This is a genomic window from Georgenia soli, from assembly GCF_002563695.1.
GTDB classification, from domain to species: Bacteria; Actinomycetota; Actinomycetes; order Actinomycetales; family Actinomycetaceae; genus Georgenia; species Georgenia soli.
The window spans coordinates 596,827-615,709 of the sequence record NZ_PDJI01000004.1 but is presented as its reverse complement, the minus strand read 5'-3'; the positions used below and the strand labels follow the sequence as shown (position 1 = coordinate 615,709).

The following is an 18,883-nucleotide window of genomic DNA, read 5'->3' as shown; positions in this document are numbered from 1 at the left end:
CCCCCGACGAGCGCCCCACCGCCCGGCCCTGCCAGACTCGGGCGCATGACGTCCGAGAGCACCCCCAACTTCCACTCCGCGTACGAGCACGGCTTCCTGAGAGCGGCCGCGGTGACCGTCCCCGTCGCCCTGGCCGACCCCCGGCGCAACGCCGAGATCGTCGTCGAGCAGGCACGCTCCTGTCACGACGACGGTGTCGGGCTCGCGGTCTTCCCCGAGCTGTGCCTGTCCGGCTACAGCGCCGAGGACCTCTTCCTCCAGGACTCGGTGCTCGACGGCGTCGAGGAGGCCGTCGACGTGGTCGCGCGGGCGTCGGCGGACCTGCTCCCGGTGCTCGTGGTCGGCGCGCCGCTGCGCCACCGCAACCGCCTGTACAACACGGCCGTCGTCATCCACCGCGGCGAGGTGCTCGGCGTCGTCCCGAAGTCGCTCGTGCCCACGTACCGCGAGTTCTACGAGCGCCGGCACTTCGCGCCCGGCGACGACGTGCGCGGGCAGACGCTCACCCTCGGCGGCAGGCCGGTGCCCTTCGGCACGGACCTGCTGTTCGAGGCGGTCGACGTGCCGGGGATGGTCGTCCATGTCGAGGTGTGCGAGGACATGTGGGTCCCCATCCCGCCGAGCGCCGAGGCGGCGCTCGCCGGCGCCACCGTGCTGGTGAACCTCTCCGGCAGCCCCATCACGGTCGGGCGTGCCGAGGACCGGCACCTGCTGTGCCGGTCCGCGTCCTCCCGGTGCCTCGCCGCCTACGTCTACGCCGCCGCCGGGCAGGGGGAGTCGAGCAACGACCTGTCCTGGGACGGGCAGACGATGATCTACGAGAACGGCGTCCTGCTCGCCGAGTCCGAGCGTTTCCCCGACGGCCCGCGCGCGTCGGTGGCCGACGTCGACCTGGACCTGCTGCGCCAGGAGCGGCTGCGCATGGGCACCTTCGACGACAACCGCCGCACCCACGCCTTGCGCACCGACTCGTTCCGGACGGTGCGGCTCGCGCTGCAGCCGCCCCGTGAGGACCTCGGGCTGCGCCGCCAGGTCGACCGGTTCCCCTTCGTGCCGGACGACCCCGCCCGGTTGGCCCAGGACTGCTACGAGGCGTTCAACATCCAGGTCTCCGCGCTCGAGCAGCGGATGGCCTACATCGGCGAGCCGAAGCTCGTCATCGGCGTCTCCGGCGGGCTCGACTCCACCCACGCGCTCCTCGTCGCCGCACGCGCGATGGACCGCCTCGGACGCCCGCGCACCGACATCCTCGGCTACACCCTCCCCGGCTTCGCCACCAGCGAGCACACGAAGGCCAACGCCTACGCGCTCGCCGAGGCCCTCGGCATCACGTTCGAGGAGATCGACATCCGGCCCGCCGCGAAGGAGATGCTGGAGAAGATGGGCCACCCCTTCGCCCAGGGGGAGCCGGTCTACGACGTCACCTTCGAGAACGTCCAGGCGGGCCTGCGGACCGACTACCTCTTCCGGCTCGCGAACGCGGCCGGCGGTATCGTCGTCGGCACCGGCGACCTCTCGGAGATGGCGCTGGGGTGGTGCACCTACGGCGTCGGCGACCAGATGTCCCACTACGCCGTGAACACCGGCGTGCCCAAGACGCTCATCCAGCACCTCGTCCGCTGGGTCATCTCCTCCGGCGAGGTGGACGAGCGTGCCGCGCGGGTGCTGCAGTCGGTGCTCGACACGAAGATCAGCCCCGAGCTCGTGCCTGCCGGCGAGGACGAGGAGGTCCAGAGCACCGAGGCCTCGATCGGCCCGTACAACCTCCACGACTTCACGCTGTTCTACGTGCTGCGTCACGGCTTCCGGCCGAGCAAGATCGCGTTCCTCGCCCACCACGCCTGGCGCGACGCCGACGCGGGGGAGTGGCCGCCCGGGTTCCCGGAGGACGCGCACTTCGCCTACGACCTCGACGAGATCCGCCGGTGGCTGGAGGTCTTCGTCAAGCGGTTCTTCGGCTTCAGCCAGTTCAAGCGGTCGGCGCTGCCCAACGGCCCGAAGGTCATGGCCGGCGGCGCCCTGTCCCCGCGGGGGGAGTGGCGGGCGCCGTCGGACAGCAAGGCGCACGTCTGGCTGGAGGAGCTGGAGCGGGCCCTTCCCGCGAGGGTCGAGGTCTGACCGGGGCGCGGGCCGGGGCGCTCGGGCGCCTGTGTCCCGCACCACGGCCGCCCGCACATGCGTGGCGAGCGGTCCGTGCTAGCCTAGACAACTGACCGACCAGGGAGCAGTCCCTGGTGCGCAAGCGGAGATTCTCCCACCTAGGTCTCGACCCGCCGCAAGGCGGAACAGAGGCCGGGTCCTGGTCGCCGAGGGTTCGCCCCCGGCAGTGCCCGCACGGGCCGCTCCGGCGTCCGTGCACGGCACAGACCTCGAGGCCTCCGCGTGCGACCGCACGACGGAGGCCTTCTTCGTTCTACGGCGGTCGCGACAGACGACGTAGAGGAGCACAGCATCAGCGAGCCCCGCATCAACGAGCGGATCCGCGTGCCCGAGGTCCGGCTGGTAGGCCCGGCCGGCGAGCAGGTCGGCGTGGTCCGGGTCGAGGACGCCCTGCGCCTGGCGAAGGAGGCGGACCTGGACCTGGTCGAGGTCGCCCCTGACGCGCGCCCGCCCGTAGCCAAGCTCATGGACTTCGGAAAGTTCAAGTACGAGTCCGCGATGAAGGCGCGCGACGCGCGCCGCAACCAGGCCAACACCGTTCTCAAGGAGATCCGGTTCCGCCTGAAGATCGATGCGCACGACTACGCGACCAAGAAGGGCCACGTCGAGCGCTTCCTCAAGGGCGGCGACAAGGTCAAGGTCATGATCATGTTCCGCGGTCGCGAGCAGTCGCGCCCCGAGATGGGCATGCGCCTGCTGCAGCGGCTCGCGGACGACGTCGCCGAGCTCGGCTCCGTCGAGTCGTCGCCGCGGCTCGACGGCCGCAACATGACGATGGTCATCGGCCCGCACCGGAAGAAGGCCGAGGCCAAGAGCGAGCAGCGTCGCAAGCGCGACGAGGAGCGGGCCACGAAGCGGTCCACCAAGCACGGCCACGCCGGGGACGCCCCGGACGAGGCCGCGCCGGCGGAGACCGCGGGAGAGGCGCCCCAGGGCGGGACCGCCCCCGGAGAGGCCGCTCAGAGCGAGACCGCCTCCTAGGCGGACGACGAACCTGGAGGACGCCCTGGGCCGAATGGTCCAGGGCAGGACACATCTGCGCCGGTCGGCGGTGCGGACGGACAAGGGACGAACATGCCGAAGAACAAGACGCACTCCGGTGCCAAGAAGCGCTTCCGGGTCACCGGCAGCGGGAAGCTCATGCGGGAGCAGGCCAACAAGCGTCACCTGCTCGAGCACAAGCCGAGCAGGCGCACCCGCCGCCTCGCCATGGACCAGGCGGTCGCCCCGGCCGACGTGAAGAAGATCAAGAAGCTGCTCGGCAAGTAACCGCCGCCCCAACTGTTAGGAGACTGACGTGGCACGCGTCAAGCGGGCGGTCAACGCCCAGAAGAAGCGCCGTACGACACTCGAGCTCGCCAGCGGCTACCGCGGCCAGCGCTCGCGCCTCTACCGCAAGGCCAAGGAGCAGGTCACTCACTCGATGACCTACTCCTACCGCGACCGTCGCGCCCGCAAGGGTGACTTCCGGCGGCTGTGGATCCAGCGCATCAACGCTGCGGTCCGTGCGGAGGGCATGACCTACAACCGCTTCGTCCAGGGCCTCAAGGCCGCTGGGGTCGAGGTGGACCGCCGCATGCTCGCCGAGCTGGCCGTGACCGACATCGCCGCGTTCAACGCGCTCGTCGCCACCGCCCGCGAGGCTCTGCCGGCGGACGTCAACGCCCCGGCCGCCTGAGCGGACCCGGCGCGCACCTGCCGCAGCACGGCAGGATGACCGACATGACCGAGCGCCTGGACACCGAGCTGACCAACCCCCGCGCCGAGCGGGTGCGAAGGGTCGGCCGGCTGTCCGGGCGCTCGGCTCGTTCCCGGCACCAGCAGTTCCTCGTCGAGGGGCCCCAGGGGGTGCGCGAGGCCGTCCGGCACGTGCCCGCCCAGGTCCGCGACGTCTACCTCACGCGCGACGCCGCGGCCCGCCACCCGGAGATCGTCGAGGCTGCCCGTGCGGGCGGCCGCTACGTGCACACCGCGAGCCCCGAGGTGCTCCACGCCATGAGCCCGGACGCCCAGGGCGTCCTCGCCGTCCTGGACGAGCGCGGCCCGACGACGACTCCGGCCCTTGCGGACCTCGCCGCCCTGAACGACGGCGCCGGTCCCCGGCTCGTCGCGGTCCTGGCCCGGGTGAACGACCCCGGCAACGCCGGCGCCGTCATCCGCGCGGCCGACGCCGCCGGGGCGGACGCCGTCGTCCTCGCGGCCGGCAGCGTCGAGCTGCTCAACCCCAAGGTGGTCCGCTCGACCGCCGGATCGCTCTTCCACCTCCCCGTCGTGACCGGCCATGACCTGGGTGACGTGCTCTCTGCCCTGCGGAAGATGTCCCGCCCCGTCGTCCTGGCCGCCGACGGCGCGGGGGAGTGGGACCTCGACGACCTCCAGGACCGCTCCGACCTCCCGGGCCTGCCCGCCGACCCCGACGAGCTCACCGCCACCGCTCTCGTCGCCCCCGACCTGACCGGCCCCACCGTCTGGGTGTTCGGCAACGAGGCGCACGGACTTGCCGAGGAGGAGCGGTCCCTGTGCGACGCCGCGGTACGGGTGCCGATCCACGGGCTCGCCGAGTCTCTCAACCTGGCCACCGCCGCGACGGTCTGTCTCTACGCCTCGGCCCGGGCCCAACGCCGCGCATGAACGCGACGACGCTGCTCGCCGGGCCGGACGACGTGTCGGCCCTCGTGGACCGCGTCCACATGGTGCGCCGCCAGGGCGGCCCCGACCGCCGGGGCCGGGCGCTGATCGGCGTGGTCGGCGCCCCAGGCGCGGGCAAGTCGACGCTGACCGCGCTGCTCGCGGCCGCGCTCCAGGAGGCGGGCACCGACGCGGTGGTGGTCGGCATGGACGGGTTCCACCTGGCCCAGGCCGAGCTCGAGCGGCTGGGACGGGCGGACCGCAAGGGAGCGCCCGACACCTTCGACGCAGAGGGGTACGTCTCCCTGGTGCGGCGCGTCCGCGTCCAGCGCGAGGATTCCCCGACGGTCTACGCCCCGCTCTTCGACCGGCACCTCGAGGAGCCCATCGGCAGCGCGGTGCCCGTCCCCGCCGGTACCCCGGTGGTGCTGACCGAGGGCAACTACCTCCTGCTCCCCACCGATCCCTGGCAGCGCCTGCGCCGCCTGCTCGACGAGACCTGGTTCGTGGAGGTCGACGACGACGCACGGCGGTCCCGGCTGCTCGCCCGGCACCTCGCGCACGGGCGTCCGCCGGAGGTTGCGACCGCGTTCGCCGAGGGCTCCGACCAGCGCAACGCCGAGCTGGTGGCGAGCACCCGAGCGCGCGCGGACGTCGTCGTGCGCTGGCACGACGGCTGAGCGGCCCGGTCAGTCCCGCTGCGGGAGCCCGCTGCGGGAGCTGCGGGCGACGACGGCCAGGCACAGCGCGGCGAGCACCGTGAGCGCAGAGAGCATCGCCACGTAGTCGAACCACCCCGCCAGCGCGGCCATCACCGTGGGCAGGAGGAAGCCCAGGTAGCCGAGGGCGTAGAAGATCCCGGTGAGGGCGCCGAGGTCGCGGGGCCCGGCGATGCGCTGGACCTCCTGCAGCCCGGAGACGAGGTTGATGCCGTAGCTGGAACCGAGCACCACCGAGCCCGCCATGCCGATCCAGGGGTTCAGGCTCGCCGCCGTCAGGGTCGTCACGCCCAGGCCGAGGATCACCACGCCGAGGGCCACCAGCAGCGCGCGGGCGCTCCCGGGGTCGTCGAGGCGCCGGGCGAGCGGCTGCACCGCCAGCCCCGCGCCGAAGGTGAGGGCGATCAGCAGGGTGGCGTAGGCGAGGCCGTGCCCGGCGACGGCCGAGGAGAGGACGAGCGGGACGACGGCGATGGAGACCGCGTTGACCCCGAACACCCACGGCGCCGCGGGGGTCACCACGCGCAGGAATCGCGGACGGTGCACCGAGGGCGCGGCCGGCCCGCCGTGGACGCTCCGGCGCGGGCTCAGCCGCGACGGCTCCGGGAGCGCGCGCACGGCCAGCAGGGCGGGCAGCGTGACGGCGAGGTGGAGGAGATAGGGCAGCACCTCCGGAGCCGGGGCCCACTCCGCCATCGCCGAGGTGAGTACCGGACCGAAGCCGAACCCGGCGGTCAGCCCGACCGACGCGCGGCGGGCACCCGCGCCCGCGGCGGCGTGGTCGAACGGCGGGCTGGAGAGCTCCTTGACCCAGCTGGTGGCCGCGGCCATGGCCAGCCCGACGGAGACGCCCGTGATGAACCGGCCGGGGAACAGCAGCCAGGCGCCGAGCGGTGCCGCCGCCATGACGGCCGAGCCGAGGAGGGCGGCGAGCACCGCCCACGTGGTCACCGGCCGCCGCCCGATCCGGTCGGAGGCAGGTCCGCCGAGGAGCAGGGCGGGGATGAGACCGAGCACGTAGACGCCCAGCACGGCGTTGACCGTCACCGAGGACAGCCCGAGCGTGTCGCGGTAGAGCAGCATCAGCGGCGTGAACTGGTTGCCGCCCCAGCCGACGACGGTGAGCACGAGCGTGGCCGGGACCCACGGCGCGACGCCGCGGCGTCCGCGCGACGCAAGGTGCGGCGTCTCCGACGTCGTCGGACCGCCGGGAGAGGTGCTCATGACGGGGACGCTAGTCGCCCGCGCGGAGGCGGCCGACGCGGTCTTGCAGGTCGGCCGCCCAGCCCATCGCGCCGGCGTGCCCGACCGACAGGCTCGCCACCTCGACGCCCCGGGCGAGGGCGTCGGCCCACGCCGCGCCCGAGGCGAGCGCCGCGGTGACTGCGCCGTGCAGCACGTCGCCCGCACCGAGCGTGTCGACGACCTCGACGGCGGGGACCGGCAGCTCGAGGAACGCGCCCTCGTGCAGCACGGACACGGGGGACCCGCCGTGCGACCGGGCGACGAGGCGCGGCCCGCGGCCGGCCACCGCCGTGAGGACCTCGGCGTCGCGCCGCTCGGTGCCCGCGTCGCTGTCGAGCCACGGCGGCAGGAAGTCGGCGGAGAGGACGGCCAGGTCCACGTGCGGCAGCAGGTCGTCCAACCCGTCCTTCCACGAACCGCCGTCCAGCACGACGGTCGTGCCCCGCGCGCGGGCAGCGCCGGCCAGGGCGGTCTGGGCCGCGAGGAGGTGCCCGTCGACGAGGAGGACGGCGGCGCCGTCGAGGACCTCAGGCGCGGGAGTCGCGACCGCGCGCCCGACGGCGTTGGTCGAGACGACGGCACGCTCGCCCGTGCCCCGGGTGACCAGGACGGTGGAGACGGGCGGGTCGCCGTCGTCCGCCAGGTCGACGACGGCCACGCCGGCGGCCACGAGCTCGTCGCGCGCGAGGCCGGCGAGCGGGCCCGACCCCAGGGCCGTCACGAGCGTCGTCGACCTCCCCAGGGTGGCAGCCGTGCGCGCCGCGTTGGCGGCCGGCCCGCCCACCTCCACGGCGAGGGAGTGCGCCACGACCTTCTCGTCGGCCCCGGGCACCCGGTCGACGACCTGGGTGACGTCGAGCGTCGTCAGGCCGCAGCACACCACGCTCGTCGCTCCCACGGGCACGATCGTGCCACGCTCGAGCGCGGCCTCACCTGGCCGCCCGGCGTCAGTACGGTGCCGGACGCCCCTGCTGGACGTAGTCGACGAGCTGGTCCCGCTCGTCCTGGAGCTCGTCCAGCCGCTGCTTGACGATGTCGCCGATGCTGACGATGCCCGCCAGCCGGCCGTCCACGACGACGGGCAGGTGGCGGACGCGCCGGTCGGTCATCGTGCGAGCGAGGCTCTCGGTGTCGTCGTCGGGGCTGCAGACGGTGACCTCGGTCGTCATGATGGCGCCGACCTTCTCGTCCAGGGGCGGGACGGTGGCGCGCCGCAGATGGACGATCACGTCCCGTTCGCTGACGATGCCGTCCACCTGACCGTCCTTGTCGGAGACGACCACCGCTCCGATGCGGTGGCTCACCAGGAGGTCGAGGAGGTCGGCGACCGTCGCGTCGCGGCGGATGGTGACGACGTCGTCACCCTTGCGTCGTAGCACGTCGGAGATTCGCATACCCGACGGTACTGCCTTTCCATGATGTGATCCAGGGCACAGGCGGCCGCCGGCCCAGCGGGCACTCCGCCCTCGTGGCGGGGCTGGGCCGTGCCATCGTGCGCCACCGGTCCGGGCCGCTCGTTGACGCGGCACCGGACCGGGGGGATCATCCGGAGATGAGCGTCGTCCCGGTGCCTCCGCACACCCGCTGGGTCCCCGACCCACGTGGGGGCTGGCGCGGGGTGCGGGTCTCCGCGCACCCGGAGGCCGGCGTCGTCGTCGTGAGCGTGTGGCGGTCGGACGAGTGCGTCGCCACCGCCCGGCTCCGCCCGGGCGAGGCGGCCGACCTCGCCTCGGCGCTGACCGCGTCGCTCGCCGAGCTCGCCGAGGCGGCAGAGACCGCCGAGACCGGGCCGGTCGCCCGCCAACGGGCCGGCTGAGGTCGATGAGGCTCTTCGTCTCCCTGCCCCTGCCTCCGGACGTTCAGGAGCACCTCGATCTGGCGGTGCGCTCGGTGACCGCGCTCGACCCGGTGCCCGCTCCCCGCAGCGGGCGGCCGACGTTGCGCTGGGTGCCCGAGGAGCAGCGGCACATCACCCTCGCCTTCTTCGGCGAGGTCCCCGACGGCGCGGTGGACGACCTCACGACCGACCTGCGCGCCGTGACCGCGGGGTTCCCGCCGCTCCGCCTGCAGCTGCGCGGTGCCGGGGTGTTCTCACGGCAGACGCTGTGGGTCGGTGTCCACGAGGAGGTGCGGGCCGGGGGCGGGCGCTGGCTCTGGGACGAGGCCGGCGGCGAGGGGCAGGGCGGCAGGCTGGTCGAGCTGATGGCCGCCTGCGAGGACGCCGGCGCCCGGTACGCCTCCTTCGAGCGCCGTGACCGGCGCCGCGCGCACGTCACGATCGCTCGTTCGCGGAACCGGCGCCCTGACGACGGCGACCTCTCCGCCCGCGCGCACGCGCTCTCGGTCTACGCCGGTCCGCCCTGGACGGCGACGCACGCGCGGCTGCAGGTCTCCCATCTCGGCGCCGGCAGGAGTGGTACACCCCTGCACGAGTCCCTCGCGGACCTGGCGCTCGCAGCCGGGTAGTCGCGTCCACAACACCTGAGGTGCCTTCTTCGTCCACACCGACCGCCCCGATGTCAGTGGTCGAATGTACGTTCGATACATGGACGGAGACGTTGCACTCATGGAGCGGCCGGCTGGTCGACGACGGCAGCCACCCACCATCACGGTGAGCATGCAGGACGGTGAACCCCTGCTCGCCCTGAGCCTCGAGTACGACGACCACGACACTCCCCAGGCCGACATCGCGGTCGAGGTCGTCGAGCTGGCGAAGGCAGCCCCGTGGATCCTTCCCCAGCCGCACCTCACCACCCCGTCGCCGGAGGAGGCGGAGGAGCCCTCGCCGCACCGGCTCCGCTCGCCCGCCGCCGCGCTGCTCGAGGCGCACCGGCCGGGCCCGGAGCTGGCGCGGAAGCTCGAGCGCACCGCGCTGGCCGACGCGGACGACGCCACGCTCGTCGAGGTGGTCGCGGCATGGGAGCGCGAGGTCGCCTGGGCCGCCGCCCAGCAGGCGCGGGCGATCGCCGAGCTCGGCCGACGGCGGTCGGCAGGTGGACCCAGATCCGCCCGGTCGACGGTTTTCGAGGTGGAGGCACGGCTGAGCGTCACGAGGTACGCGGCGGAGGCACGGGTCACCACCGCGGAGGCGCTGGAGGAGTTCCCCGCGGTCGCGGACGCACTGGCGGCGGGGCGCATCGACCTCCGGAAGGCCAACGTGCTGCTCCTCGAGGAGTGGCTGTCCCCGGACGAGCGTCGCGTGGTGCACGACAAGCTGCTGCCGGACGCTGACCTGTACACCGCCCCACAGCTGCGGGACATGATGCGCCGAGAGGCCCTCACCGCGAACCCTGCGGCCGCTGCGAAGCGGCACGCCAAGGCCTGTGCGGACCGTGAGGTGCGCATCGAGCCGGCGCCGGACTCGATGGCCTGGGTGAGCGCGTACCTGCGGGCGGACGACGCCGAGAGGGTGCGGGTAGTCGTCGATGCGATGGCCCAGGGCGCGAAGGCGCCGGGAGACGGCCGCACGCTCCCGCAGCTGCGGGCCGACGTCTTCAGCGACGTCTTCAGGCGGATGGCGGACAGCGGCAAGGATCTGGCGGGCCGAGACCTACCCAGGCTCCAGAGGCGGAGCCCGCACCTCCAGGTGACCGTCGCGGGCGGCACGCTCCTCGGGATCGACGACGAGCCGGCGATCCTCGGTGGCTACGGGCCGATCCCCGCCGACCTCGCCCGGGAGATCGCTCAGGACGCCACCTGGCGCGCGTTGTTCACGGACGCGGCGACCGGGGAGTTCGTCGCACTGTCGTCCAAGGCGTACCGGCCGGGCGCGGACCTGACCCGCACGATCGTCGCCAGGGACGTCACGTGCGTGTTCCCCGGCTGTCGGATACCGGCATGGGCCTGCGAGATCGACCATATCGACTCCTACGACGAGGCGAGGAAGGAGCTGGTTGCGCAGACCGACAAGCACCGGTGCGACGCCAAGTGCCACGGGCACCACGACGTCAAGACCGTCGGGCTGTGGGACTCCAGCCGCGACCCCACCACCGGAGAAGTGACCTGGACGGCGCCCACCGGGCACCAGTACGTCCGAAAGCCCGTCAGACCGCCGGGGCCACCGCCGCGACCAACCGACAAGGACGACGACCCTCCGCCGTTCTGACAAGACACTCGCCGTGGCGTGCCACCACGCACCCTCGAATGCTGACCGACGGGCGCGTTACGATCGGCAGGTGCCTTCTGCGCTGCTGCTCGTCCGCCGAGCCGGACGATTTACCGGGCCCGCCCTGGGCCTGGTCTGAGCTGCGCCTCGAGACCGATCCGCGCCCGGGCGGGCGTGCCACCTAGACTGTCCCGCTGGCAGCGATGCGCGTCGTCGTCCGCGTCGTCCGCCGGCCCCGATCCGCCCGGAAGGTTAGGCATGACTTTGACCAACGAGTCCCTCCACCCGCTGGACGAGGCCGCAGTCTCGGCCGCGGTCGAAGAGGGACTGGCCGCCGTCGCGGCAGCGTCCACACTCGACGAGCTCAAGGCCGCACGGCTCGCGCACACCGGTGACCGCAGCCCCCTCGCCCTCGCGAACCGCGCCATCGGCGGGCTCGACCCCAAGGACAAGGCCGTCGCTGGCAAGCTCGTGGGCCAGGCGCGCGGGCGCCTGAACAAGGCGATCGCGGCCCGTCAGGCCGAGCTCGAGGCGGAGCGCGACGAGCAGGTGCTCCGCACGGAGACGGTCGACGTCACCCTGCCCAGCGCCCGTACCCCCCGCGGCGCCCGTCACCCCCTCGAGACACTGATGGAGGACGTCTCGGACTTCTTCGTCGCCATGGGGTGGGAGATCGCCGAGGGGCCCGAGGTCGAGCACGAGTGGTTCAACTTCGACGCCCTCAACTTCGGGCCCGACCACCCGGCCCGCCAGATGCAGGACACGTTCTACGTCGAGCCTCCCGCCGGGGCCGGGGGAGACCCGAACCTGGTGCTGCGCACGCACACCTCGCCGGTGCAGTCGCGCACCATGCTCTCGCGCGACGTCCCCATCTACATCGCCTGCCCCGGCAAGGTCTTCCGCACGGACGCCCTCGACGCCACCCACACCCCGGTGTTCCACCAGGTCGAGGGGCTCGCCGTCGACAAGGGCCTCACCATGGCGCACCTGAAGGGCACCCTGGACCACTTCGCCCGGGCGATGTTCGGCCCCGAGGCCCGCACCCGCCTCCGCCCGAGCTTCTTCCCGTTCACCGAGCCCAGCGCCGAGATGGACCTGTGGTTCCCGCAGAAGAAGGGGGGACCGGGCTGGATCGAGTGGGGCGGCTGCGGGATGGTCAACCCGAACGTCCTGATCGCCGCCGGGATCGACCCGGACGTCTACTCCGGCTTCGCCTTCGGAATGGGCATCGAGCGGACGCTCATGCTGCGCCACGGCATCGCCGACATGCACGACATGGTCGAGGGCGACGTGCGTTTCTCCCAGCAGTTCGGCACCACCGGAAGGGGCAACTGACATGCCGCACGTCCCGCTGACCTGGCTCGCCGAGCACGTCGAGGTCCCCGCCGGCACCACCGCGGCCCAGCTCGCCGCCGACCTCGTGCGGGTCGGCCTCGAGGAGGAGTCGATCGTCCCGCCCACCGTCACCGGCCCCCTCGTGGTCGGCAAGGTGCTCTCCGTCTCGAAGGAGGAGCAGAAGAACGGCAAGACGATCAACTACTGCCGCGTCGACGTCGGGGAGCACAACGACGCCCCGGGGACCGGCAAGGAACCCGCGGACGTGCCCAGCCGCGGCATCATCTGCGGTGCCCACAACTTCGCCGCGGGCGACCACGTCGTCGTCGCCCTGCCGGGCGCGGTCCTGCCCGGGCCGTTCCCCATCGCCTCGCGCAAGACCTACGGCCACGTCTCCGACGGCATGATCTGCTCCGCCCGTGAGCTCGGGCTCGGCGAGGACCACAGCGGCATCATCGTCCTCGAGGAGTTCCTCAGCGCGGACGCCGTGCCCGCCGCCGGCACGGACGCCGTCGCACTCCTCGGCCTCGGCGCCGAGGTCCTCGAGATCAACGTGACCCCGGACCGCGGGTACTGCTTCTCCATGCGTGGCGTCGCCCGCGAGTACGCCCACTCCACCGGGGCCCGCTTCACCGACCCCGGTCTGCCGGAGAACCTCCCGACGCCGCCCCCGGCCGCGACCGCCGACGGGTTCGCCGTCGAGGTGGACGACCCCACGCCGGTCGACGGACCGGGCTGCGACCGTTTCGTCACCCGCATCGTCCGCGGCATCGACCCCTCGGCCCCCACCCCGGCGTGGATGGTCGAGCGGCTCAGCCAGGCCGGCATGCGGCCGATCTCGCTCGCCGTCGACGTGACCAACTACGTCATGCTCGACCTCGGCCAGCCGCTGCACGCCTACGACCTCGCCACGCTCGCCGCCCCGATCGTCGTGCGGCGCGCCGCGGCAGGGGAGCGGCTGACCACGCTCGACGACGTCGAACGTCGCCTCGACCCCGAGGACCTCCTCATCACCGACTCGCCCGGCGGCGCCCGCGGCAGCCGCATCCTCGGCCTCGCCGGCGTCATGGGAGGGGCGGAGACCGAGGTCGCCGACGCCACCACCGACGTTCTCGTCGAGGCCGCGCACTTCGACCCCGTGTCCGTCGCACGGACGGCGCGCCGCCACAAGCTCCCGAGCGAGGCGGCGAAGCGGTTCGAGCGTGGCGTCGACACGCGTCTGCAAGCGGTCGCCGCGCAGCGGGTGGTCGACCTGCTGGTCGAGCACGGCGGCGGTACCGCCGACGCGGCCGTCAGCGATCTCGACACCACGACGGCGCCCGCGCCCATCGCCTTCGACCCCTCCGCCGCCTCGCGGCTGGTGGGCGTCGACTACCCGCGCGAGCAGGTCCTGGCGATCCTCGAGCAGATCGGCTGCACGGTGAGGCCCGCCGCGGACGCCGAGACCACGGTCGCCGGCGACGGCGCGGACGACGCCGCGCCCGGCGTGGTCGTCACCCCGCCCACGTGGCGGCCGGACCTGGTCGGTCCCGCCCACCTCGTCGAGGAGGTCGCCCGGCTGGCCGGGTACGACGAGATCCCCTCGGTCCTGCCGCCCGCCCCGGCCGGCCGCGGCCTGACCGTCGCGCAGCGCCAGCGCCGCGACGTCGCCCGCGCCCTCGCCGAGCGCGGCCTGACCCAGGTGCTGTCCTACCCGTTCGTGGGGGACGTGCACGACAAGCTCGGCCTGCCCGCCGACGACCCGCGCCGCGCCACCCTGCGGCTGCTCAACCCCATCGCCGACGACGCACCCGCCCTGCGGACCTCTCTCCTGGACACCCTGTTCGACACGGCTCGCCGCAACGTCTCGCGCGGCGCCTCGGAGCTCGGCGTCTTCGAGATCGGCCTCGTCACCAGGCCCGAGGGCGTCCGGGCGGGCGCCGCGCCGGGAACCGACCGCCGGCCCACCGCGGAGGAGATCGCCACGCTGATGGCGGCCGTGCCCGCCCAGCCGCGGCACGTCGCCGGCGTCCTCGCCGGGCAGCTCGTCCCCGACGGCGTGTGGGGACCGGGGCGCCGGGTCGACTGGGCCGACGCCGTCGACGCCGCCCGCACGGTCGCGACGACCGTCGGCACCGAGCTCACCGTCCGGGCCGGGAGCACCGCACCCTGGCACCCCGGCCGCTGCGCCGAGCTCGTCGTGGGTGACGCCGTCGTCGGCCACGCCGGCGAGCTGCACCCCAAGGCGACCGCGGCGCTGGAGCTGCCGCCGCGCACGGTGGCGTTCGAGCTCGACCTCGACGCCGTCCTCGCCGCCAGCCCCGCCGAGCCGGTCCAGGTGGACCCGGTCTCGACCTTCCCGCTCGCGAAGGAGGACGTCGCCCTCGTCGTCGACGACTCGGTGCCCGCCGCCGACGTGCTCGCCGCCGTCGTCGAGGGAGCCGGGGACCTGGCCGAGGAGGTGCGCCTCTTCGACGTCTACACCGGCGACCAGCTGGGCGAGGGCAAGAAGTCCCTCGCGTTCGCCCTGCGGCTGCGTGCCGCGGACCGCACGCTCACCGCGGAGGAGACCGCGGGTGTGCGCAAGCGCATCGTCAAGGTCGCGGGAAAGCGCGTCGGGGCGGTGCTCCGTGCCTGAGACCTCGGCGGGCGGGGCGCAGCTCCCGGCGCGTGACCTGCGGGCCGACGCCACGGCGGCGGCCGTGCCGCCCGCCCGCACGGCGCTCGTGACCGGCGCCTCCCGCGGCATCGGGCGGTCGCTGGCCGTCGGGCTCGCCCGAGCCGGTCTCGACGTCGGCGTGCTCGCCCGCGACGGCGACCGGCTCGCCGAGGTTGCCCGGGAGATCGAGGGCCTCGGTCGCCGAGCCGTGGCCGTGGTCGCCGACGTCACGGACGCCGCGGCGGTGGACACCGCGGTGGCCGACGTCGAGGAGCGGCTCGGCCCGATCGACCTGCTGGTCAACAACGCCGGGCGTATCGACACCGAGGTCCCGCTGTGGGAGGCCGACCGCGAGGAGTGGTGGTCGGTGATGGAGACCAACGTTCGTGGCCCCTTCCTCCTCGCACGCGCCGTCGTCCCGGGCATGCTCGCGCGCGGCGGCGGCCGGGTGGTCAACCTGAACTCCGGGGCCGGAACACGGGACAGCGCCGACGCCACCGCCTACTACGCCTCGAAGACCGCGCTGTTCCGCATCGGTGGGGCGCTGCACGAGGCCGGCTTCGACCGGGGACTGAGGGCGTTCGAGCTCGCCCCGGGCGTCGTCGTCACGGACATGACCCGCTCCATGCGGTCCCACGAGAACCGCACCGAGTGGACCGACGTCGCGGAGGTCGTCGAGCTGGCCGTCATGATCGCGCGCGGCGGGCTCGACGAGCTCTCCGGGCGTTACCTCAGGGCCGGTACGGACACCCCCGCGTCGTTGCGCTTCCAGCTCGGGCTGGGCGAGCCCGACGACGCGGTCAGACGGCTGCGCGTGGCCGACTGGCCCGGGTGACGGTCGCCCGGCCTCACGCCCGCCGGACGGGCCGTTGAAGCCGGCCCCGCCGGGTGACTGACCCGGTCCACCCTCCCCCTCCGGTGCCGTGCCGCTCTATCGTTCGACGATGAGCGTGCACGTGGTGCTCGCGACGCTCGGGAGCGCCGGCGACGTGCTGCCCTTCGTGGCGGTGGGGTCGGAGCTGAGGGCACGCGGGCACCGTGTCTCCGTCCTGGCGACCCCGGCCTTCCGCGATCTGGTGGCGCCCGCAGGCCTTGAGCTGGTGGCGATGGGGACGGTCGCCGACTTCGAGCGCGTGGCCGCGGACCCGCGGCTGTGGAGCCCGACGCGGTCCTTCCGCACGGTCGTCGAGCAGGCCGTGCTCCCGGCGATGCGTCCCGTCCACGAGTTCGTGGCCGGGCTCGACCCCGCCCGCACCGTGGTGGCGGCCTCGGTGCTGGCGCTCGGCGCCCGCATCGCCCACGACAGCCACGGTCACCCGCTCGTCGGCGTGCACCTCCAGCCTGCGGCGTTCCTCAGCGCCTACGACAACGCGGAGCTCGGCCCGGTCCGCGCGCCGTCCTGGCTGCCGCGGCAGGTCCATGCCGCGCGCCTCGCCGCGGTGGACCGCTGGGCGTCCGACCCGTTGCTCGCCCCGCCGGTCAACGCGTTTCGTGCCGGCCTCGGCCTGCCGCCGGTCACCCGCGTCCTCGGCCGGTGGGCGCCGTCCCCGCAGACGAACCTCGGCCTGTTCCCGGACTGGTTCGCGCCCGTGCGCCCGGACTGGCCGGTCAACATTCGGCTGGCCGGGTTCGTCCCCGCCGGCGACGAGGGGAGCGGGGCACCGGGGAGCGGGCTCCCGACGGCGCTCGAGGCGTTCCTCGAAGGGGGCGCACCGCCCGTCGTGGTGACCTTCGGCTCCTCGATGCGTCACGCCCGTCGGCTCTTCGCGGCCGCGGTGGAGGCCGACCGACGACGCGGACGTCGCACCGTGGTGCTCACCCGGTTCCGGGACCAGGTGCCCGACCCGCTCCCTGCGGGCGCCGTCCACGTGGAGTGGGTGGCGATGGCCAGGCTGCTGCCCCGGGTGGCCGCCGTCGTGCACCACGGCGGCATCGGGACCGTCGCGCAGGTGCTCCGGGCCGGGGTGCCGCAGCTTGTGGTGCCCTTCGCGCACGACCAGCCGGACAACGCGAACCGGTTGCTCCGCCTCGGGGTCGCCGAACGGCTCGACCCGAGACGGTTCACCCCGGAGACCGCTGGCGCCGCCCTCGACAGGCTCCTCGGTCCCGGCGTACGGCGCCGGTGCGCGGGCTACGCCGCGCGCACCGACCCCGTGGCCGCCGTCCGCGTCGCCGCCGACGTGATCGAGGCAGCCGCCCCCGCGGGCTGAGGCGGGCTGCCGGCGGGATGCTGACGGGGCGTCCGCATCCGAGGACAAAGGTCCCCCGAACCGTCCGCCCCGCGGCTGCACAGTGGAGCAATGAGGATCCTGGTCGTCGTCGCGTCCAAGCATCAGGCCACCGCGGAGATCGGTGACGCCATCGTCGAGGAGCTGCGTGCCGCCAGGCACGAGGCCAAGAGGGTCACGCCCCAGGACGTGCGCGGCCTGGACGGGGTCGACGCCGTCGTGCTCGGGTCCGCCGTCTACATGACCCAGTGGATGGAGTCGATGCGCAACCTCGTCGGCCGGCTCGGCGACGAGCTCCGCAGACGGCCCGTGTGGGCGTTCTCCTGCGGTCTCGCCGGCGTCGCCGCCTCCGGCCGCGTGCAGGACCCGGTGCGGGCCTCGTCCGTGATCCGTCAGCTCGACCCGATCGGGTACACCACCTTCGCCGGGCGGCTCGACCCCGCGGCGCTCGTGCTGCGTGAGCGCTCCGTCGTCCGCCTCTCGGGGGCTCCCGAGGGCGACTACCGGGACTGGGACGAGATCCGGTCGTGGGCGCGCGGGATCGCCCGTCAGCTCGACGCCCACCTCGCGCAGGCCGGCTGAGCGGTTGCAGGCGCGCTGAGGGTCAGGGGACCAGCAGCACCTTGCCGGTGGTGGCCCGCCCCTCGAGCGCCTCGTGCGCGGCGCGGGCCTCGGCGAGCGGGAAGGTCGCGCCGATCCGCACCTTCAGGGTCCCGGCCGCGGCCGCGGCGAAGATCTCGCCCGCCCGCCACAGCAGCTCCTCGCGGTCGGCCGTGTAGTGGCCCAGCGTCGGCCGGGTGGTGAACAAGGAGCCCGCCCGGTTGAGGCGCTGGAGGTCAAAGGGCGGCACCTGTCCGCTCGCGCCGCCGAAGAGGACGAGCATGCCGCGGCGCCGCACCGACGCGAGCGAGGCGTCGAACGTGTCCTTGCCGACGCCGTCGTACGCCACGTCCACGCCCACGCCGTCGGTCAGGTCCCGCACGATGCGGGGCACCTCCGTCGTGAGGTCGTCGAGCTCGGTGTACCGGATGATCTCGGACGCCCCGGCCTCGCGCGCGAGCGCCTCCTTCTCCGCCGAGCCGACCATCCCGATCACCCGGGCGCCGCGCGCCACGGCGAGCTGGGTCAGCAGGAGCCCGACACCGCCGGCGGCGGCCGTCAGCAGCGCCGTCTGGCCGGGGTGGAGCGGGAACGTCGAGGCGACCAGGTAGTGCGCGGTCATGCCCTGCAGGGGCAGGGCCGCGGCCGTCTGCAGGTCCAGGGCGTCCGGCACGGGCAGCGCGACGTCCGCCGGCACGACCACCCTCTCGGCGTAGGAGCCGGGGGCGTCCGCCCAGGCGATGCGGTCGCCGACGGCAAGGTCGGTCACCCCCTCGCCGACGGCGACGACCGTGCCCGCTCCCTCGGCGCCCGGGACGTGCGGGAAGTCCATCGGGTAGACCCCGCCGCGCTTGTACGTGTCGATGAAGTTGACACCCGCCGCCGCGACCTCGGCGACGACCTCGCCGGGCCCGGCTGCCGGGTCGGCGAGCTCGACGGCGGACAGGACCTCGGGGCCACCGGCCTGGGTGGCGTGGATCGCGCGCATGCGCCCAGCATGGCCGCCGCTCGCCCACGGGACAAAGTTGCCCCGGTTTTATGTCCGGTACCCGCCGGTGCCGGCAACGTGGCGCGCCCGGTCACACTCCCCTGGTACGCGCCGGCCCCGGCGACGCCCCGCGTCCGGGGCAGACTCTCCGGGCGACGGCTGGTCCGACAATCCCACCGGTCCCGGCAACGGTGAGGATTCGGTGCCTGTGCGGCATCGAATCCTCACCATTGTGCG

The 18,883-nt window shown here is 73.9% G+C and carries 18 protein-coding genes; 14 read left to right on the top strand and 4 right to left on the bottom strand.

The window, feature by feature from the left end:
- Positions 1-45: 45 nt before the first annotated feature.
- The 6 genes from ATJ97_RS04170 (at position 46) to ATJ97_RS04145 (ending at position 5,468) form a co-directional block, all read left to right on the top strand.
- Positions 46-2,118, top strand: coding sequence for an NAD(+) synthase (locus tag ATJ97_RS04170; RefSeq protein ID WP_098482659.1), 2,073 nt, complete (start codon positions 46-48; stop codon positions 2,116-2,118).
- 333 nt (positions 2,119-2,451) lie between these two features.
- A complete protein-coding gene (gene infC, locus ATJ97_RS04165; protein ID WP_098485216.1) occupies positions 2,452-3,141 on the top strand; it encodes a translation initiation factor IF-3 in 690 nt (229 codons plus the stop codon).
- Positions 3,142-3,234: 93 nt separating this feature from the next.
- Positions 3,235-3,429, top strand: a complete 195-nt coding sequence (rpmI, locus tag ATJ97_RS04160) for a 50S ribosomal protein L35 (RefSeq protein WP_098482658.1) — start codon at positions 3,235-3,237, stop codon at positions 3,427-3,429.
- 28 nt (positions 3,430-3,457) lie between these two features.
- Positions 3,458-3,838, top strand: coding sequence for a 50S ribosomal protein L20 (rplT, locus tag ATJ97_RS04155; protein ID WP_098482657.1), 381 nt, complete (start codon positions 3,458-3,460; stop codon positions 3,836-3,838).
- 44 nt (positions 3,839-3,882) lie between these two features.
- Positions 3,883-4,791: a TrmH family RNA methyltransferase gene (locus ATJ97_RS04150; protein WP_098485215.1), complete on the top strand. Its 909-nt coding sequence runs from the start codon at positions 3,883-3,885 to the stop codon at positions 4,789-4,791.
- A gap of 59 nt (positions 4,792-4,850) precedes the next feature.
- The gene (locus ATJ97_RS04145) at positions 4,851-5,468 is read left to right on the top strand and encodes a nucleoside/nucleotide kinase family protein (protein WP_098485214.1); all 618 of its coding nucleotides are present in this window, start codon (positions 4,851-4,853) and stop codon (positions 5,466-5,468) included.
- A 9-nt stretch (positions 5,469-5,477) separates the two neighbouring features.
- Here the strand turns inward: ATJ97_RS04145 and ATJ97_RS04140 are convergent, their stop codons facing one another.
- Genes ATJ97_RS04140 through ATJ97_RS04130 form a run of 3 tightly spaced genes read right to left on the bottom strand, consistent with a single transcriptional unit; the run spans position 5,478 to position 8,146 of the window.
- Positions 5,478-6,731, bottom strand: coding sequence for an MFS transporter (locus ATJ97_RS04140; RefSeq protein WP_098482656.1), 1,254 nt, complete (start codon positions 6,729-6,731; stop codon positions 5,478-5,480).
- Positions 6,732-6,741: 10 nt separating this feature from the next.
- Positions 6,742-7,650 (bottom strand): PfkB family carbohydrate kinase, encoded by a 909-nt coding sequence (locus tag ATJ97_RS04135; RefSeq protein WP_245862104.1) that lies wholly within the window; start codon positions 7,648-7,650, stop codon positions 6,742-6,744.
- Positions 7,651-7,699: 49 nt separating this feature from the next.
- Complete coding sequence (locus tag ATJ97_RS04130) at positions 7,700-8,146, bottom strand: CBS domain-containing protein (protein WP_098482655.1); 447 nt, start codon at positions 8,144-8,146, stop codon at positions 7,700-7,702.
- 158 nt (positions 8,147-8,304) lie between these two features.
- On the opposite strand from ATJ97_RS04130, the gene ATJ97_RS04125 reads away from it, so the two are divergent.
- The 8 genes from ATJ97_RS04125 to ATJ97_RS04090 all read left to right on the top strand — a co-directional run bounded on the left by ATJ97_RS04125 (position 8,305) and on the right by ATJ97_RS04090 (position 17,640).
- A complete protein-coding gene (locus ATJ97_RS04125; RefSeq protein ID WP_143426872.1) occupies positions 8,305-8,568 on the top strand; it encodes a hypothetical protein in 264 nt (87 codons plus the stop codon).
- Positions 8,569-8,573: 5 nt separating this feature from the next.
- Positions 8,574-9,218 (top strand): 2'-5' RNA ligase family protein, encoded by a 645-nt coding sequence (locus ATJ97_RS04120; RefSeq protein WP_098482653.1) that lies wholly within the window; start codon positions 8,574-8,576, stop codon positions 9,216-9,218.
- A gap of 79 nt (positions 9,219-9,297) precedes the next feature.
- Complete coding sequence (locus tag ATJ97_RS04115) at positions 9,298-10,857, top strand: HNH endonuclease signature motif containing protein (RefSeq protein WP_170037118.1); 1,560 nt, start codon at positions 9,298-9,300, stop codon at positions 10,855-10,857.
- Between the two features lie 258 nt (positions 10,858-11,115).
- Positions 11,116-12,192, top strand: a complete 1,077-nt coding sequence (gene pheS, locus ATJ97_RS04110; protein WP_098482651.1) for a phenylalanine--tRNA ligase subunit alpha — start codon at positions 11,116-11,118, stop codon at positions 12,190-12,192.
- 1 nt (position 12,193) lies between these two features.
- Complete coding sequence (gene pheT, locus ATJ97_RS04105) at positions 12,194-14,809, top strand: phenylalanine--tRNA ligase subunit beta (protein ID WP_098482650.1); 2,616 nt, start codon at positions 12,194-12,196, stop codon at positions 14,807-14,809.
- Complete coding sequence (locus tag ATJ97_RS04100; protein WP_245862101.1) at positions 14,802-15,665, top strand: SDR family NAD(P)-dependent oxidoreductase; 864 nt, start codon at positions 14,802-14,804, stop codon at positions 15,663-15,665. Before pheT ends, ATJ97_RS04100 begins: the two co-directional genes overlap by 8 nt.
- Positions 15,666-15,774: 109 nt before the next feature.
- On the top strand, positions 15,775-17,040 hold the full coding sequence (locus tag ATJ97_RS04095; RefSeq protein WP_098482649.1) for a glycosyltransferase: 1,266 nt from the start codon (positions 15,775-15,777) through the stop codon (positions 17,038-17,040).
- Between the two features lie 90 nt (positions 17,041-17,130).
- Positions 17,131-17,640 carry a flavodoxin domain-containing protein gene (locus ATJ97_RS04090; protein ID WP_098482648.1) on the top strand — a complete coding sequence of 170 codons (510 nt, stop codon included), beginning with the start codon at positions 17,131-17,133 and terminating at the stop codon, positions 17,638-17,640.
- A 22-nt stretch (positions 17,641-17,662) separates the two neighbouring features.
- Here the strand turns inward: ATJ97_RS04090 and ATJ97_RS04085 are convergent, their stop codons facing one another.
- A complete protein-coding gene (locus ATJ97_RS04085; RefSeq protein ID WP_098482647.1) occupies positions 17,663-18,646 on the bottom strand; it encodes a quinone oxidoreductase family protein in 984 nt (327 codons plus the stop codon).
- Positions 18,647-18,883: the final 237 nt, after the last annotated feature.